At 56.4% G+C, this 16,406-nt stretch carries 19 protein-coding genes; 5 read left to right on the forward strand and 14 right to left on the reverse strand.

Annotation, left to right across the window (positions count from 1 at the left end; genetic code table 11):
• Window positions 1-8: 8 nt before the first annotated feature.
• Window positions 9-266, reverse strand: a complete 258-nt coding sequence (locus HMPREF2708_RS10835) for a FeoA family protein (RefSeq protein ID WP_083321850.1) — start codon at window positions 264-266, stop codon at window positions 9-11.
• Window positions 267-546: 280 nt separating this feature from the next.
• On the opposite strand from HMPREF2708_RS10835, the gene HMPREF2708_RS03530 reads away from it, so the two are divergent.
• A complete protein-coding gene (locus tag HMPREF2708_RS03530; protein WP_070832389.1) occupies window positions 547-1,326 on the forward strand; it encodes a hypothetical protein in 780 nt (259 codons plus the stop codon).
• Between the two features lie 60 nt (window positions 1,327-1,386).
• Here HMPREF2708_RS03530 and dapF read toward each other — a convergent pair whose 3' ends face one another.
• From dapF to HMPREF2708_RS03545, 3 genes are all read right to left on the reverse strand, one after another.
• Window positions 1,387-2,310 carry a diaminopimelate epimerase gene (gene dapF / locus HMPREF2708_RS03535; protein ID WP_070832392.1) on the reverse strand — a complete coding sequence of 308 codons (924 nt, stop codon included), beginning with the start codon at window positions 2,308-2,310 and terminating at the stop codon, window positions 1,387-1,389.
• Window positions 2,311-2,341: 31 nt separating this feature from the next.
• Window positions 2,342-3,244, reverse strand: a complete 903-nt coding sequence (gene miaA / locus HMPREF2708_RS03540) for a tRNA (adenosine(37)-N6)-dimethylallyltransferase MiaA (protein ID WP_070832507.1) — start codon at window positions 3,242-3,244, stop codon at window positions 2,342-2,344.
• A gap of 67 nt (window positions 3,245-3,311) precedes the next feature.
• Window positions 3,312-4,016 (reverse strand): hypothetical protein, encoded by a 705-nt coding sequence (locus HMPREF2708_RS03545; protein WP_070832395.1) that lies wholly within the window; start codon window positions 4,014-4,016, stop codon window positions 3,312-3,314.
• A 290-nt stretch (window positions 4,017-4,306) separates the two neighbouring features.
• On the opposite strand from HMPREF2708_RS03545, the gene HMPREF2708_RS03550 reads away from it, so the two are divergent.
• The gene (locus HMPREF2708_RS03550; protein ID WP_246840317.1) at window positions 4,307-5,542 is read left to right on the forward strand and encodes a DUF349 domain-containing protein; all 1,236 of its coding nucleotides are present in this window, start codon (window positions 4,307-4,309) and stop codon (window positions 5,540-5,542) included.
• A gap of 169 nt (window positions 5,543-5,711) precedes the next feature.
• On the opposite strand, the gene HMPREF2708_RS03555 is transcribed toward HMPREF2708_RS03550, so the two are convergent.
• The 5 genes from HMPREF2708_RS03555 to HMPREF2708_RS10840 all read right to left on the reverse strand — a co-directional run bounded on the left by HMPREF2708_RS03555 (window position 5,712) and on the right by HMPREF2708_RS10840 (window position 10,412).
• Window positions 5,712-6,461 carry an Rv2732c family membrane protein gene (locus HMPREF2708_RS03555; protein ID WP_224786671.1) on the reverse strand — a complete coding sequence of 250 codons (750 nt, stop codon included), beginning with the start codon at window positions 6,459-6,461 and terminating at the stop codon, window positions 5,712-5,714.
• A complete protein-coding gene (gene miaB / locus HMPREF2708_RS03560) occupies window positions 6,454-8,001 on the reverse strand; it encodes a tRNA (N6-isopentenyl adenosine(37)-C2)-methylthiotransferase MiaB (RefSeq protein WP_070832399.1) in 1,548 nt (515 codons plus the stop codon). Before miaB ends, HMPREF2708_RS03555 begins: the two co-directional genes overlap by 8 nt.
• Before the next feature lie 144 nt (window positions 8,002-8,145).
• On the reverse strand, window positions 8,146-8,754 hold the full coding sequence (locus tag HMPREF2708_RS03565) for a regulatory protein RecX (protein ID WP_070832402.1): 609 nt from the start codon (window positions 8,752-8,754) through the stop codon (window positions 8,146-8,148).
• A gap of 43 nt (window positions 8,755-8,797) precedes the next feature.
• The gene (gene recA, locus HMPREF2708_RS03570; protein WP_070832404.1) at window positions 8,798-9,901 is read right to left on the reverse strand and encodes a recombinase RecA; all 1,104 of its coding nucleotides are present in this window, start codon (window positions 9,899-9,901) and stop codon (window positions 8,798-8,800) included.
• Window positions 9,902-10,205: 304 nt separating this feature from the next.
• Window positions 10,206-10,412, reverse strand: coding sequence for a DUF3046 domain-containing protein (locus HMPREF2708_RS10840; RefSeq protein ID WP_042389280.1), 207 nt, complete (start codon window positions 10,410-10,412; stop codon window positions 10,206-10,208).
• Window positions 10,413-10,519: 107 nt separating this feature from the next.
• Between HMPREF2708_RS10840 and HMPREF2708_RS03580 the strand changes: the two genes are divergently transcribed.
• From HMPREF2708_RS03580 to HMPREF2708_RS03590, 3 genes are read left to right on the forward strand one after another with little or no spacing between them, the layout of a single operon-like run.
• Window positions 10,520-11,137: a biotin transporter BioY gene (locus tag HMPREF2708_RS03580; RefSeq protein WP_070832510.1), complete on the forward strand. Its 618-nt coding sequence runs from the start codon at window positions 10,520-10,522 to the stop codon at window positions 11,135-11,137.
• 33 nt (window positions 11,138-11,170) lie between these two features.
• Window positions 11,171-11,872 carry an energy-coupling factor ABC transporter ATP-binding protein gene (locus HMPREF2708_RS03585; RefSeq protein ID WP_070832408.1) on the forward strand — a complete coding sequence of 234 codons (702 nt, stop codon included), beginning with the start codon at window positions 11,171-11,173 and terminating at the stop codon, window positions 11,870-11,872.
• Window positions 11,869-12,489, forward strand: a complete 621-nt coding sequence (locus tag HMPREF2708_RS03590) for an energy-coupling factor transporter transmembrane component T family protein (RefSeq protein WP_070832411.1) — start codon at window positions 11,869-11,871, stop codon at window positions 12,487-12,489. The genes HMPREF2708_RS03585 and HMPREF2708_RS03590 overlap by 4 nt, the downstream gene beginning before the upstream one ends.
• 5 nt (window positions 12,490-12,494) lie before the next feature.
• Here the strand turns inward: HMPREF2708_RS03590 and HMPREF2708_RS03595 are convergent, their stop codons facing one another.
• From HMPREF2708_RS03595 to HMPREF2708_RS03615, 5 genes are all read right to left on the reverse strand, one after another.
• Entirely contained in the window at window positions 12,495-13,322 is an 828-nt protein-coding gene (locus HMPREF2708_RS03595) for a PspA/IM30 family protein (RefSeq protein WP_070832414.1), read from the reverse strand.
• A 140-nt stretch (window positions 13,323-13,462) separates the two neighbouring features.
• Entirely contained in the window at window positions 13,463-13,897 is a 435-nt protein-coding gene (locus HMPREF2708_RS03600) for a helix-turn-helix domain-containing protein (protein ID WP_070832417.1), read from the reverse strand.
• Between the two features lie 51 nt (window positions 13,898-13,948).
• A complete protein-coding gene (locus tag HMPREF2708_RS03605) occupies window positions 13,949-14,491 on the reverse strand; it encodes a CinA family protein (protein WP_070832513.1) in 543 nt (180 codons plus the stop codon).
• A gap of 24 nt (window positions 14,492-14,515) precedes the next feature.
• A complete protein-coding gene (gene pgsA, locus HMPREF2708_RS03610) occupies window positions 14,516-15,082 on the reverse strand; it encodes a CDP-diacylglycerol--glycerol-3-phosphate 3-phosphatidyltransferase (protein WP_070832420.1) in 567 nt (188 codons plus the stop codon).
• Window positions 15,083-15,113: 31 nt separating this feature from the next.
• Window positions 15,114-16,244 (reverse strand): TerC family protein, encoded by a 1,131-nt coding sequence (locus HMPREF2708_RS03615; protein WP_070832422.1) that lies wholly within the window; start codon window positions 16,242-16,244, stop codon window positions 15,114-15,116.
• Between the last annotated feature and the right edge of the window lie 162 nt (window positions 16,245-16,406).

Raw genomic sequence — 16,406 nt, forward strand, 5'->3', positions numbered from 1 at the left:
TAGGGGACCTACCCCACGACGGACATCTTGTGCAGCGTACTGGCGTCGATGGCGTAGCGCGCTGCGCCTGCATGGACGATTCGCCCACCGCCGCTGGTGCTCCGTCCCACCGTGACACTCATTCCAGGACGAAGCCCCAATTGCGAAAGCCTGCGACACAGGCGCTCATCCACATGCGACGCTCCCAGAGTGACGGTTCCCCCCACCGGGACGTCGGCAAGCGACTGAATGTCATCCGACTGTTTTCGCGACCACAATCCGAGCATGAGAAACCTCGCTTATAAAGATAAGAATTAAGCTAAGCAAATGTTGTTTACGGAGATGAGCTTACTCTTAGGTATGCCTAAATGGAATAAACCGGGCGCACCTAAGGAAAGTTATTTATGCCACACTTAACATTTGCTTATTTAGCGTGGCAGAATTGTTAGTCCCATCCGAATAGTTGCCGCGGTGTGAAGGAATGGTTTTAGGTACCCCAGAGCACAATGTGCTCACGTGCGATTCGTTAGTTCGCAGATGAAGATATGGGAAGTATCATCGAAAAGTATGACTACTGACTTGCGAAGCATTGGCATGGACTACCCCAGCTGGCGAGACGCGATGGAAGCCGCGATTGCCAGTGACAATCTGTCGGTCATCGGCGAGGTCCGCGGTGGCCAGCTGGTCCGTTTCGAAGATTCCTCTGGTGCGCGTCTGCACATCCTTGGTGTTGAACCATTTTCTACCTACGCCGGCTTCGCGGGCAGCCCGACCGTCACCGCCCATGTATCCAGCGTGGACGATGTCTTGGCACTCGTAGAAATCGTCGAGGATGATCCCTCCTCTGATGACTTTGACAAGGTCATCGAGGTAGCCAGCTGCCTGCTGTCACAGGGGCCAATGATTGTTGATGCCGGAACTCAGACTTTTGAGCATGTCGCGCTGTCAGCTCTGGCAACCGATTTCGCCCTCGACGCATCCGCTGAGGAGTACGAAAAGCGCACTGGGGCAACCCCGACAACATTGGACTTCGAAGGTGCTAAGGCGATTGTCGGAGATCAGGTCGGCAAGGCATCGCCTAGCGCAACCGTGAAACTGGCTGGTGTTATCAATAACTCCCGCAAGCATGTCAATGAGCTAACCGGAAAGAAGTTCTGGGTGCTCAACCTTGCTCTGCCGACTCCCATGGACGTACTTGTCCCCGGCGGCGACGAAGCTCCCCAGCCGGGCATGGTTGTCTCCGGCACCTTCTTGCTGACGGGTGAAATTATCCCGCCGCAGGGCTGTGGTGACGGTTGTGGCGATGGTGGCTGCGGTTGTGGCGATGGTGGCTGCGGCGGACACTAGTCCACTAACGCCCCACCGCTTCCGCTACCCAGCTTGTTCTCCTGCCGCACTAGCTACCAGTCACAGGGCTTCCAGTTCAATATCGCCGAGCGTGTGAATCACGCTCGGTCCAGTTAACGTTGCCGAGAAGGCCCCATCAGTATTGCTGGCCTTGCGTACATCCACAGTCACCACTCCACCGGGCACCTTGACTGTCACAGCTCCCTCGGTCCGGCCGGCATCGGCCAGCGCGGCAATAGCTGCCGCAACCGTGCCGGTGCCACACGAGCGGGTTTCACCAACTCCGCGTTCAATTACCCGCATGGACACCGAATCAGAGGCATCCAGCGGGGTGACAATTTCCATGTTGAGGCCGTTCGGGAACATGGCTTCGTCGGCACGCACTGGCTTCGCAGCACTACCCGCCGCTTCCAATTCCAGCTCCGCCAGAGCGGCGGCATTCAGACCAGGCATGACGCAGGCCAAATGCGGATTTCCCACGTCGACACCAATCCCGGCGAATTTCTGCGCGTTGTTGCCCGAACCGACGAACGCAGTAGCGAGGCCGAGGACCTCCGGCTGTCCCATATCCACCCCGACGACCGCATGCCGGCGGCTGAGCTCATCAATCGAGACAGCGCGCAGCCCTGCTCGAGTGCCCACCCGCAATGTTCCATCGACGACACTGTCCGGGCTGTGAATCGCGGCAATATAGTGTGCAAAGACGCGCACACCATTCCCGCACATCTCAGCAATAGAACCGTCACTATTGCGGTAGTCCATAAACCAATCGTCGGCTTCAACCCCCTCCGGCAATGCCGTCAAAACACCGGCCTCCACGAGTTTCCCCGCACGGGCAACCCGCAGGACGCCGTCAGCGCCAAGACCGCGTTGTCGATCGCACACTGCTGCGACCAGTGATTCGGTCAATTCGATTGACACCAAATCATCTGGAAAAATCAAAAAATCGTTTTGCGTACCGTGGCCTTTGGCAAATGAAACCATGCCCTTGATGCTAGCGGGAGGTCCGAATCTCTTACAGACCAAGTGCGGAAAATGCCTGTCCCGGCACGTCACCGGCAGCGTCTAGCCACGTGATTCGATGATCACGGTTGAACCAGGAGCGCTGACGTCGCACATACCTGCGCGTACCAGTAATCGTGCGTTCACAAGCCGTATCCAAGTCGTAAACCCCATCGAAGTAGTCCAGCACCTGTGCATAGCCGATCGCGCGACTAGCGGTCACACCTTCGCGCAACCCTTGCGCAATCAAACTCTCAGTTTCCTCCACCAGACCAGCGGCAAACATGCCCCGCGTGCGCTGTTCAATCCGCGGATTTAGCCATTCCGCCTGCGTGCGCAATCCCAATATGCGGGTGTTCCACCTTGGCGGCTTATCAATTGACGGTTTCGACGCCGCAAAAGGTTTGCCTGTTAGCTCTATGACCTCCAAGGCTCGGACGGTGCGTCGCGGGTCGTTGGTCTCAATAATCGCCGCCGCATCCGGATCAATCTCTGCCAGCCGATCATGCAACGCCGCCGGACCGATCTCGTCCTGTACGGCCTCCCATTTCGCACGTACCTCAGGGTCCGTAGGTGGAAACTGCCAGTCGTCCACCAACGCCTGCACATACATCATCGACCCGCCGACAAGGATCGGGACTTTCCCCCGCGCGCGAATGGCCTCAACATCCGCGACCGCCTCACGCTGATACGTCGCCACACTCGCCGGCTGCGTCACGTTCAGCACATCCAGTTGGTGGTGCGGAATCCCCCGCCGCTCGTCCACCGACAGCTTCGCTGTTCCGATATCCATTCCTCGATACAGCTGCATCGAATCAACATTGACGACCTCACCGCCAAGCTGCTCCGCAAGTACCAGCCCCAAATCCGACTTTCCTGACGCCGTCGGCCCCACCACAGCAATCGGCACCGGCAAACTCTCACTCTCGAAAGCCGTCACGACCCAGTTCACACTCCTGCACAAAAACTAAAAACGCGAGCTCTTACTCCGCAACACACTGCCAGCTGGCCACGTGGTAACCGATGCCATAAGGTGCCCCGTCATAGTAAGAACGCTTCACGACGGTCATTCCAGACCCCATCCAGCTTTCAGCAGCTTTACTCAGCTGCTGCCATAACTCGGCTGCGTACGCGCCGGGAGCTGGAAACACAACATTTTCCACGTTAACGGTGGAGCAGTCCTGCCCAGCAATCAGACTGCACAGCGCATCAGCCTCCGCTGCACCCTCAATTACGCCGACCGGGGAATCGTCCGCAAGGCCGAATGCGCCGTCGACAAGCACAAGCAGACGCGTGTGGCCGGCAGCGAGTGCCTCAGCGATAGAGTCGAAGCACGTTGCCTGAATGACGCGGCCAGTGTGTCCTTCAGAATTCCGTCGCGCGTAGTCTTCGATAAGCCAGCGCCCCAGCAGCTCAGGTAATTCGGTTCCGCCGGACACCGTGACATCAACCCCATACGGGGAGAAACTGCCGGGTGCGCTGGTCTGGTGCGGGGACTTCACCTGCATCCCGCCAGTGATAATAGCGACCGCGCCGGGCTCCCCGGGTTCGTCATCTCTCCACAGCGTCGCGACAGTTTCACGGGCATGACGGCGCAATTCCGAGGCAGTGGGTGCAAAACCACCCAGCTCCTCGACGATGAGGAGCGCACGCGGAACAATAACAAGCCGAGGCAAACGCGGATTCACGTCCTCAACGCTACCGTGAGGGGCTAGTCGATGCCTTATTCCGGCGGTGTTACGCGCACTGTGCCAAAATTTTTGGGATACTCGAGCACATACCGTAAGTGTTTGATGGCAGCCGTGTCGCGCGGCAGTTCTGCATGAAGATTGGAAGAGGTTTACCCACTATGACCGGTACCAGCAATTCCCCTAAGCCAGGTCCACGCCCGGGTCCACGTCCCGGACCTCGACCAGGTGCAATGCCGGCTCATCGTAAGGCCCCTGGAGCCACTCCAGCGCCTGCGGGGTCGGCCGCTGTGGCACATGCCGTCCACAATGATCCAAAGAAGTTTGGCCGCATTGATAAAGACGGCACTGTTTGGCTGACCACCAGCGCCGGCGAGCGCAATATTGGTTCCTGGCAGGCTGGCACCATAGAAGAGGGTTACGCCCACTACGGCAAGCGCTACGATGATCTGGCCACCGAGGTCGAGCTACTGGAATCTCGTGTAGTCTCCCACCCGCAGGAGGCAAAGACCATTTCCCACAACGCAGTTGAACTGCGTGAGAGCCTTTCCACCGCCGCAGTCCTCGGCGATATCGATGCGCTGGATAAGCGCCTTGCAGAGGTCATTGCCACCTCCCACGTCGCAGAGGAAAAAGTCGCTCACGACAAGGCAGAGCGCCGTAAGAACGCCATCGCACGTAAGGAAGAGCTCGCCGCAGAAGCTGAGGAGCTCGCAGAGAACTCCACCGAGTGGAAGGTCGCCGGCGATCGTATCCGCGAGATTCTCACGGAGTGGAAGCAGATTCGCGGCATCGACCGCAAAACTGATGATCAGCTCTGGCGCCGTTACTCTCGCGCGCGTGATTCTTTCAACCGCCGCCGCGGTGCCCATTTTGCGGAACTGGACCGCAACCGTGCGGCAGCTCGCCGCGTCAAGGAGGACATCATTGAACGGGCTGAGGCCCTGAAAACCTCCACTGATTGGGGTGGCACCGCTGCTGCCTTCCGTGACTTGATGGCTGAGTGGAAGGCCGCTGGTAGAGCCCCACGCGAGGTCGATGACAAGCTGTGGGCGCAGTTCAAGGCCGCCCAGGATGAGTTCTTTGGTGCTCGCAACGCGGTCAACGAAGCTCGAGACAAGGAGTTCGAGGAAAACGCCGCGGCCAAGGACGCACTACTGGCTGAATACGAAGACCGCATTGATCCCTCCAAGGGCCTCGAGCACGCTCGCAACGAACTGCGTCAGTTGCAAGAGAAATGGGAGGCCATCGGCTTCGTGCCGCGTGGTCGTGTGCGTGAGTATGAAAACCGCATTGGCGCACTGGAAAAGCGCGTCTCCGATGCTGCCGATTCGCAGTGGCGCCGCACCGACCCCGAAGCACAGGCTCGCGTCCAGCAGTTCGCCGACCGCGCAGCGGAGTTTGAGCAGAAGGCCGCCGAGCTCGAGGCGAAGGGCAGGGCTTCTCAGGCCGCCAAGGCTCGGGAGCAGGCCGAACAGTGGCGACAGTGGGCAGAGCAGGCCGCGGCGACTCTCAAGGAGCTCTAACAGAAGCTTGGCTCAGCTATGCTCTGGCAACGCGTGGATGATTAAAAGAAAGGGGCTCTCTTCCGTGAACTAGCCCCCGAAAGTTGGACTGAGAAATCAGTTACCGACTAGTGGAGAGCAGTGCAGTGGAAGAGAGCCCCTTTCTTACTGCGCTAGTTAAAGAATCTCACTACTCGTCGCTAATCTGCTCGTCCTGTTCGCCAGCCCGCTGAGAGACATTGTCCGCGCTACTGCCCTGCTGGCCACGATTGCGTCGGCGTGCGCGTTCACGGCGGTCGTCGACGACCTCCACATCAGTAGTTGTATTCGGTGTCAGGCCCGCACGCAGGTAAACCTGCTGCGCTCGCAGTACCGGATCGGTGTCAGCGTGCTTGCGACGTTTCGTCGCGATTGCGAGCTGCTCCTTACTGCGTCTGAAAGCGATGAAAGTCACGGAAATGGCCAGTAGAAAACTACAGAAAATGCCGAGCATCAGGCCGAAGGAAATACCCTCGCCAGCAAGTTCCTGTGGACGAGACTGACGCATCCAGCCAGCGAAGACTGAGTAGACCATCTGAATGCAGGCAAAAAACCAGGTGACAAACGCGAGAATCGTCGTCCGCGTAATCAGCGTGGCAATAGCCAGCAGTACGCCTACCACCACAAGAATGGAGTAAATTCGTTCCGGGCGCGTCGTGAAGTACTGATGTGCAACATCCGTATCCAGCAGCACATCAAAGCCCAAAACGACGCCCGAATGTGGAAGGAAGAAGCTCGTAATAAGGCCGATGACGGCAACCATCATCGGAATCACCGCACGGCCGAGATCCAGCTCGCCAGCGGCCTTACGCTCCTGAACCCGCAGTGCCTGCGCAGATTCCACCGACTGCTCACTGGTGGATTCCATATCACTTTCCGGCGAAGCCTTGTCGCTACTCACAGCCGCATCCCTCACTTACCTTCGTTTCCTCCGGGCGCCCAATCTTTGGCAAGCCCAGACCAACTCCAATCGGAGCGGTCGTTGGAATCTGACCGACCTCCACATTATCCCCCGCTTTAGTGCGGCGGTGTGTCAGCACGCCGGAGTCGGCAATCAGGAAGTGGGGTGCAGAGTCGGTCACGCGCACTGTCACGTAATCACCTGGGCGAATCTTTCGGTCAACGACACCAGGTTCGCTTTCCGACGGGCTGAAGTGCACCAGGCGACCATCCCGACTCCGACCTGACATGCGATGAGTTTCCGCATTTTTACGGCCATCGGACTGGCTTACCAACAGCTCGACTTCGCTGCCGACTAGCTTGGCGTTTTCTTCCTCGGAAATACGCTCTTGGAGCGCTAGCAAACGACCATAGCGTTCCTTCACGACCTCTGGTGGAACCTGATCCGCCATCGTTGCCGCCGGAGTTCCTGGGCGAGGCGAGTATTGGAAGGTGAACGCCGAGCTAAAGCGAGCCTTTTCCACCACGTCGAGAGTTTGCTGGAAGTCCTCTTCAGTCTCGCCTGGGAAACCGACAATGATGTCAGTGGTAATGGCCGCATCCGGCATTCTTTCCCTAACCTTCTCCAGAATTCCCAGAAACTTCTTGGTGCGGTAGGAACGGCGCATGTCTTTCAGCACTCGGTCGGAACCGGACTGTAGTGGCATGTGCAACTGATGAACCACGTTCGGTGTGTCCGCCATGGCGTCGATGACATCATCGGTGAACTCAGCTGGGTGTGGAGATGTAAAGCGCACACGCTCCAACCCCTGAATCTGGCCGCAGGCGCGCAGCAACTTGGAAAAAGCCGAGCGGTCGCGTTCCATGTCAGGGTCTGCGAAGTTAACACCATAGGCGTTGACATTCTGGCCGAGAAGGGTGACGTCAGTAACACCCTGCTCCACAAGTGCCTGCACCTCAGCGAGAATCTCGCCCGGACGACGATCGCGTTCCTTACCACGCAAACTGGGGACGATACAGAAGGTGCACGTGTTATTGCAGCCTACGGAGATACTCACCCAACCTGCGTAAGTGGATTCACGCTTGGCCGGCAGCACCGAGGGAAACTCTTCCAGAGCATCCTTAATCTCGACTTCAGCCCGGTCATTATGAGCGGCGCGTTCCAACAGTGCTGGCAACGAACCCAAGTTATGTGTACCGAAGACTACGTCCACCCATGGGGCCTTCTTTACGACGACGTCCTTATCCTTCTGGGCCAAGCAACCACCGACGGCAATCTGCATGCCTGGATGAGCATCCTTGACTGGTTTGAGCTGTCCCAACGTGCCATAAAGGCGGTTGTCCGCGTTCTCTCGAACGGCACAGGTGTTGAAAACGACCAGATCGGGATTCTCGCCTTCTGCAGCCGCTACATAACCGTTTTCTTCCAGCAAGCCAGACAGTCGTTCCGAGTCATGGACGTTCATCTGACAACCGAAAGTACGTACCTCATATGTGCGAGGCGAAGACTGCTGCTGAGAGTTCAAAGAAGGGGTAGTCACGGCAGTTTAGGTTAGCTGTTTATGGCCCATTTCCCCAATCAGCAATCCTTTTAAACGTAACCAGTCCGCAGCGGGCACATCGAACCGGCTTGCGTTAGCACCGGTGCTGTGAGCGACGGCGTTTATCTTTCCACAACACTGGCGCTAATCTGTGTCCTCTTCGAGTTCTCGGTAGCGATCTTCTAGCTGATCCCGAGCAATGCTCATGGACAATTCGGAGGGGAAACCGCGCCGCGCCAGCACACCGACAACCTTGCGTAAATCCTTTTGCTTGGAGTTGAAGTCAGGTGCCACTGCTTTAATAGTGGCCGCTTTCTTCGCCGCTAGCTTCCGGGCGACTTCTTCTTCCGCGTTGTGCGTAATCTGCGCCAACGCATCAGCACGAAGCGAAGCATCAATACCCTTTTCCTGCAGTTCCCGGTTCAAAACCATCTTCGACTTACCGCGACTGGCAAAGCGCTGCCGCACCCATTCGGACGCGAAAAGCTCGTCATTAACCAATCCGCTTCGGGTCAGGTCATCAACGACTTCTTCAATCATCGAGGTTGAAAACTCCTCGACTGCTTCGAGCCTTTCTACGAGTTCCTTGCGGGAACGCATTCGCTGATCGAGCAAGCGCAGCGCCTTAGCACGAATCGGAGCCTTGGATTCCTCACGACCCGCATCGTAGAGCGAACTACCGTCAGCTTCCGCAATCTGCTGAGCAAGCTTTTCGATAGTCTCCCGCACATCGCGGCCGTTGCAATCCTCCACGGTCCTCACTTTTCATGTGTCGCGGCACTACGCCACGAGCTAGCTAGTCTTCCAAATCATCGAAGTCGATGTCCGGCACGACATCAACCGGAGCATCGATATCGGTCTCGTCCTCGACCTCAGCGAATTCCCCAACCCCGAGCTTCTTCTTAATCTTGACTTCGATTTCCTGAGCAATTTCTGGATTCTCGCGCAGGTGCATACGAGCCTTTTCCTTGCCCTGGCCCAACTGATCGCCCTCGTAGGTAAACCACGAACCGGACTTCTTGACGATGCCGTTATCAACGCCCATGTCAATCAACGAGCCCTCACGCGAAATGCCCTCGCCGTAAATGATGTCAAACTCTGCCTGCTTGAACGGCGGCGATACCTTGTTCTTGACCACCTTCAAGCGCGTGCGGTTACCCACCGCATCCTGGCCGTCCTTCAACGTCTGAATTCGGCGTACGTCACAGCGAACGGAAGCGTAGAACTTCAGTGCTTTACCACCCGTGGTGGTCTCAGGAGAGCCGAACATGACACCAATCTTTTCACGCAGCTGGTTAATGAAGATGGCAGTGGTGCCGGTATTCGACAGCGCGCCCGTCATCTTTCGCAGCGCCTGACTCATCAACCGCGCCTGCAGGCCAACGTGGGAATCGCCCATTTCACCGTCGATTTCAGCCTTCGGAGTCAACGCGGCCACTGAGTCAACCACAATGATGTCAATAGCGCCGGAACGCACCAACATATCTGTAATCTCAAGTGCCTGCTCACCGGTATCTGGTTGGGACACCAGAAGGTTGTCCGTATCTACTCCAAGCTTGCGCGCATAAACCGGATCCAGCGCATGCTCCGCATCAATAAAAGCGGCTATACCGCCCTGCCGCTGCGCCTCTGCAATAGCATGCAGTGCGACTGTGGTTTTACCTGAGGATTCTGGACCATAGATTTCTATGATACGACCACGTGGGAACCCACCCAGGCCCAAGGCCACGTCGATGGCGATATTGCCAGAGGGAATAACCTGGATTGGAGGACGATTGTCATCTCCCAGGCGCATAACTGCACCCTTACCAAAGTCCTTCTCAATATTCGCCAGAGCTACATCGAGCGCCTTCAGGCGATCATTACCTTGGTTCGAAGCCGTAGCCTTCTTACGAGCCATAGTTCGTTGTTCTTCCTCATTGTCATTGTCGCGTACGGTATCGGGTTCTGGAGCCGTACCCAGAGAATGTGTGTTCCGATTTTCATCCAAAACAGAAACTTCGCTCACACTTAGTTAGGCGCGAAACTAGCCGTTCCGGTTCCAAATTGGTCCGCGACACCTCTACTGCCGGTTACACCCGGAAGTTATACCGAATCAGACGGATTGACTTCATCAGCGCTTTCGATAATATGCGAAACCCTGTTCGAATGGCAACGACACGCAAGCGCCGTGGGCAAGCATTCCCCGTCGTCTACGCCACAACCTATTCATCAGGACCGTACCAGCGGTCTTCAGGAATATCGTGTTCCCTACACAGCGCCCACCAGATATCTCGAGGTTCGACCCCGTCTTCGAGCAGTTCCGCGGGAGTTTTGCCATATTCCATCAGCACGTGAGAGTGCAACAGCCATGGGCCGTGCTGGGGTCCAAATTCGTGGTTGACGAAGTTGTGAAAATCGGCCAATCGCATGAGACCAACCTACAAGATACCTGTCACTGATACCTACCTGGCCGCTTTTCTTGCATAATCGCATCCCCGCTCCCCTGCCTGAACAGTGCTCAACCCAGGGGTTTAAGATAATAGCTGTGAATAACTCCAAGGTGTATGACCTCACTATTATCGCTGCTTTCGCAGCACTGATCATCGTACTCGGCGGTATCGCCATTCCCGTTGGCGGGCTGGGCGTGCCGGTCGTGCTACAGAACATGGGCATCGCACTGGCCGGGATGATTCTCGGATTCAAACGCGGCGGCCTCGCCACTACCCTGTTCCTGGCTGTTGGTCTCGTGGGTGTCCCAAACATGGCTGGCTGGAAGCCGCTTCTCGCCGCACTCCCCGGCCCTACCGTGGGCTACATTGTCGGCTACTTGGTTGCCGGTTTCGCAATCGGCGCGATTGCCCAGCAAGCACCCCGGGCGAAGGCACCACGTATCGGGGTCTTCATCGGCGCGGGCCTCGTCGGAGTTCTACTGCAGTACTTCTTCGGATCTGTCGGATTGGCATGGCGTATGGGACTTAGCTTCACCGACGCGCTGATTACGAATGTCCCGTTTATTCCAGGCGACGTTGCAAAGGTTGTCGTAGCCGCGCTTATTGCTACTGCCGTACTGCAGGCTTTCCCTGATTTGCTTCCCGACGCTGCCAACCGTAAGCAAAGTCGTTTGGTTAAGGAAGCAGCCACCTCGGGCAATTAACCCACAGACTTAGAAAGGTCCTCGAGTCGCACTATGCCCACCATCGCTTTTGACCGCGCTTCCGCAACCTATTCGGGACGCCAGATACTGAAGCCGACCACGCTAACTCTCACAGAGAACCGCATCGGCATTATCGGCGAAAACGGTGGCGGTAAGTCCACGCTGGTGCGACTTATTAACGGCCTGGGTCCGGTCACTGGAGGCACGGTCACATATGAGGGCATGAATATCGCAAAGCAGGCAAAGGCAATTCGCAAGAAGGTCGGCTTCATCTTTTCTGATGCGGATAACCAAATTGTGATGCCGACAGTCGCAGAGGACATTGCCTTTTCACTTCGCAAGCGAAAACTGTCAAAGGATGAGCGTAACCGACTGGTGCAGGAAGCCCTCGAGCGGTTTGGGCTTGCCGATCATGCTGACGCCTCGCCACACTTGCTCTCGGGTGGGCAAAAACAGCTACTGGCGCTGGCCGCAGTGTTGATTCTCAATCCCACGACGATCATTGCCGATGAGCCCACTACGCTCCTCGACTTGCGCAATCGCCTCCACATTCGGAATATTTTCGCCCAGCTTGAGCAGCAACTTATCGTGGTCACTCATGATCTGGATTTTCTTATGGACTTCGACCGAGTTATCCGTGTAAGCGCAGGTGAAATCGTCGACGACGGTGCGCCGAAGGAAGTTATTGACCAATACGTCAGCGATATGACTCGTGCGGAAGAAGGCCGCTCATGATTCATCCAGCCGATGTCCCGTTGGGGCTTTACCTCAACCATAAGTCGCCTGTGCACAGGCTCCCGACGGCCCCCAAACTGATAATTGTCATCGCATTTCTGTTGCTGACCGGGATTCTCGTGGATACGTGGCTAGGCGGGGCGATTGCCCTGACAATTGTCACCCTCGCTTATGCGGTGGCCAAGGTACCACCCATGGTTGCTTTCCGACAGCTCCGTGGGGCCGTCATCATTCTGGCGCTGCTTTCGCTTCTCCTGTGGTGGCGCGCCGGAGGCGAGCAAGCGCTGACGACCTTCCTCGCGCTTCTCGCTGCAATCGCAGTGGCCATATTGCTAACACTGACGACCCGCGTCAGCGACATCATGGATACTTTGACCACTGCGATGCAGCCGTTCGCCCGTTTCGGCCTACCAGTCGAAACCATCGCACTCGCACTATCGCTGACGCTGCGTATGATTCCACTTCAGGTCATGGCCGCCACCGAGGTGCTGGAAGCCCGAAAAGCCCGAGGCACCACCGGTTCCATCCTCGCCTTCGGCGTACCCGTAGTCATTCGGACCATCAACCGCTCGAAGGCAATGGGCGATTCACTAATCGCCCGCGGCGAGGGTGAGTAGCGGAATTAGTTTCCCTCACGCAGCTGCCGCATGCGCTCAGCGACTGCAGGATCAACGTTGGAGGCAGCGTTACCCTCAATGGACTTCTGAGCCTCACCACCAGAGAGCTCGTTGCCGCCGTTCATTTCTGCGCGAATCTGCTCCAGGCGAGAGTGCCCAGCAAGCTGAACACCTGCGGCCTCTACCTCCGCCATACGCCCCTGAACGGAGTTCTGAGCCAGCTCAGCCTGACCAAGAGCGTTAGCGTAACGACGCTCGATCTTGTCACGAACCTGATCCAGGTTAGGGGTAGAACCCGAAGAAATCTGATTCATCGACTGCAGGGACTCGGAGACCTTTTCCTGCATCTTTGCTTGTTCCAGCTGGCTGAGGAGCTTTGCGCGCTCCGCGACCTTCTGCTGCAGCTGCATGGAGTTACGCTCGACGGCCTTCTTAGCCTGAGCTGCCTGCTGCAGCGACTGGTCGTGCAGAGCCTTCAAATCTTCTACCGACTGCTCAGCAGTAACCAACTGAGCTGCAAAAGCCTCAGCTGCGTTCTCGTACTCAGTAGCCTTGGCAGTATCCCCTTCAGCACGAGCCTTGTCAGCGAGCTGCAATGCCTGGCGAGTGTTACCCTGCAGTTTCTCAATCTCAGCGAGCTGGCGGTTAAGACGCATTTCCAGCTGGCGCTGATTACCAATCACCGCCGCTGCCTGCTGCGATAGTTCCTGGTGCTGCCGCTGGGCATCCTCGATAGCCTGTTGAATCTGAACCTTCGGATCAGCGTTTTCCTCAATCTTGGAATCAAAAGCGGCCATCAAGTAATTCCATAGCTTTACAAATGGATTAGCCATAGCGTTCCATACACCTTTCTAAATGCAACTACCGCAACACAGGTCTGTGCTTATCGCGCACCCAATCTTAACTAATGCCGAGCTTTTTCGGGTGCTAAGTGCCGGAGCAATGGAATGAAATTCCACCGGCGCAACTATTTTTACATCGCTGCCAATTCAGGGCTCGCCGAGTGCAGAGCCATCGCTGTAGCCGCTTCCATCATCAAATCCGACACGGTCACTCCGAGCGCCGCGCATACCGACGCCAGCAGCTCAGATGAAACTTCTTTCCGGCCGCGCTCCAGCTCAGACAGATATCCAGGGCTAATAGCCGCATTTTCAGAAAGCTCACGCAGCGTCTGTCCACTACGCGAACGGATATCACGCAGGGTCTCTCCCAGCGCCTCTCGCAGCAGAGGTTCCCGGGAATCCTCCCGTTCCGCCAAATCCTGTGCAGTTAACTTTGCAACTGATCCTGGCTGCCCCGCTACGGCCACCTTCGCAGACTGCGCTGTGGCATCCATCGAAGCCGCCAAAGCAGCAGCGCTATCTACCTCTGGGTAGTGAATGGTCATAAGTGCAGTATTGTTGGTCATCACTTTCTCTAACGTCTTAGAGGGCCGACCTGTTCCCAATTTTCAAAAATTCTACTCACTGTCGAGTTTCTGCATCAACAGTTCTAACGCCAATACCACTGCTTGACGACGAATCTCCGCGCGCGAGCCTTCTCCATTCACCGGTAATCTAACAGCGGTTACCCCGTCGAGATACAAAGCTCCTGGTGACTTCAGGCCACACCAGACTTCGCCTACTGGGTGCCCATCCTGCATCGCTGGACCAGCAACGCCAGTTAGCGAAATCCCCCAGTCCGCCACTGCTTTATTCGCCACTCCAAGCGCCATATACCTGGCCGTCAATTCGGACACCGGGCCATAAGTGGCCAAAACATCCTTCGGCACGTCGGCAAGCAACGCCTTTGTGTCAGTGGCGTAGGTGACCACGCCACCGCGCAGAACGGCGGAAGCTCCCGGTACGGAGGCGACGGTGGCGCAGAGAAGACCTGCGGTGAGCGATTCGGCAGCTGCGAAAGTCTCGCCACGAGCCGTAAGCGTTTGGACGAGTTGAAGCGAAACGCCATCGACACCGTCAGCGTTTTCGTCGCTCTGGGCGAGGTGTTCGACTGTGTTCACAGCTTTACCCTCCACTTAATTTCTCTACGAGGCCTTTCGCGCATCCACAATGTACTGGATACCAGTACCGACGGTGACGACAATCGCCGCAATCATCACAATCCAGGACGGCCAGAACAACCAGTCCACTGGCATCAGGAAGAGCCCCACTGCTACAGACTGCAGGACCGTCTTTATCTTGCCGCCCCGAGAAGCCGGAACAACACGCCCCTGACGCAGTGCGAACATACGCCAGATGGTGATGCCACCTTCGCGAATCACGATGATGACAGTCACCCACCACGGCAGAATGCCGATGATGTTCATACCAATCAGCGCAGCCAGCATCAGCGCCTTATCGGCAATCGGATCGGCAATCTTGCCAAAGTCGGTAATGAGATTACGGCTACGTGCGAGGTGCCCGTCCAACTTGTCAGTCGCCATCAGAAGCGCGAATACGACAAACGACCACCAGCGCCAATTGGTGGCTTCGCCGCCCTCCTGAAGAAGTACCCACAGGAACACCGGTACTCCGAGGATGCGAAGCACGGTCAGGAAATTGGGCAAGTTCCAGTTGGAAACACGGCTTGTATCAGCACTTGGAGCAGTCACAGTTGTTACCTTATCTCACAATCGTGTTCGATTAACGCCCAGGCTCGTTCTTACCGGTGTGTGAACCGTTAGTTTCGCTTCCGGCCGGCGCTGACCCCTCACCGACAGACGTAGAGGAAGCGTGAGAGCCGAGGCCATCGCGGCTTCCATCATCGTGGTGAACACGCGGAAGAGCAATCGCACCCATGTTTTCATCACGCTTAATCTTGAGCCACGATGCCAGGACAGTCACCACCAGAACGATGACGATGACCGCCAGCGACGCCCAGGTCGATACTTCAGGCACCGACACGTTCTCACCGCCGTTGATAAACGGCAGGTTGTTTTCGTGCAGTGCGTGCAACATCAACTTCACACCAATGAAGGCCAGGATGACACCTAGGCCATAAGCCAGGTACACCAAGCGATCCAGCAGACCGTCGAGCAGGAAGTACATCTGACGCAAACCCATGAGAGCCAGGGCATTTGCAGTAAAGACGATATATGCCTCATCCGTCAGGCCGTAGATAGCCGGGATAGAGTCAAACGCAAACATCACATCGATAAAACCGATGGATACCAGCGCGATGGCAAGTGGAGTCAAGTAACGCTTGCCGCTTTCCTTAACGGTCAGCTTGTCCTTGTTGTAATGGTCCGAAATTGGGACGATTCGACGCAGCCATTGAATCAGCTTCATATCCGACGGATCGGGTTCCGGCTTATCGACGGCTTCGTCGTACACCGTCTTGATAGCCGTGTAAATCAGGAAGATTGCAAACAGGTAGAAAACGTCAGACCACTTGGCAATAACGGCAGCACCAGCCCAAATGAACAGGCCTCGGAATACTAGCGCCATCGCAATACCGAAAAGCAAAACCTTTTGCTGGTACTGGCGTGGAATCTTAAACGCGCCGATGATGAGCGCAAAGACAAATAGGTTGTCTACGCTGAGCGCCTTTTCTGTGATATAGCCCGATAGAAACTCAATGCCTCGGTGGTGATCCCATAACAGCCACACCATTCCGCCGAAAATTAATGCTAAGACTACGTAGAAAGCGGTCCAAATGCCGGCTTCCCTAATAGTTGGGTTATGCGGCGTGCGAACGTGTGCATAGAAGTCAAAGGCGATAAAACCTATGACGACCACAATGGTGATAATCCATACCAATGCGGGGACATGCATATTAAAAAAAGACCTCCGGTCGTGCGAACATGAACCGGAGGTCTCTCCTGCTTCTGCCATAGTGGCAAAAGTGACGGCACCGGGATTGGATGTGCACAAAGCGAGTCTGTGCGTCCAATCCGTGCTGACGATAACCGTCACGGGCTAGCGGAAAACATCCGC

The sequence above is a fragment of the Corynebacterium sp. HMSC073H12 genome, assembly GCF_001837775.1.
Taxonomy (GTDB): domain Bacteria; phylum Actinomycetota; class Actinomycetes; order Mycobacteriales; family Mycobacteriaceae; genus Corynebacterium; species Corynebacterium amycolatum.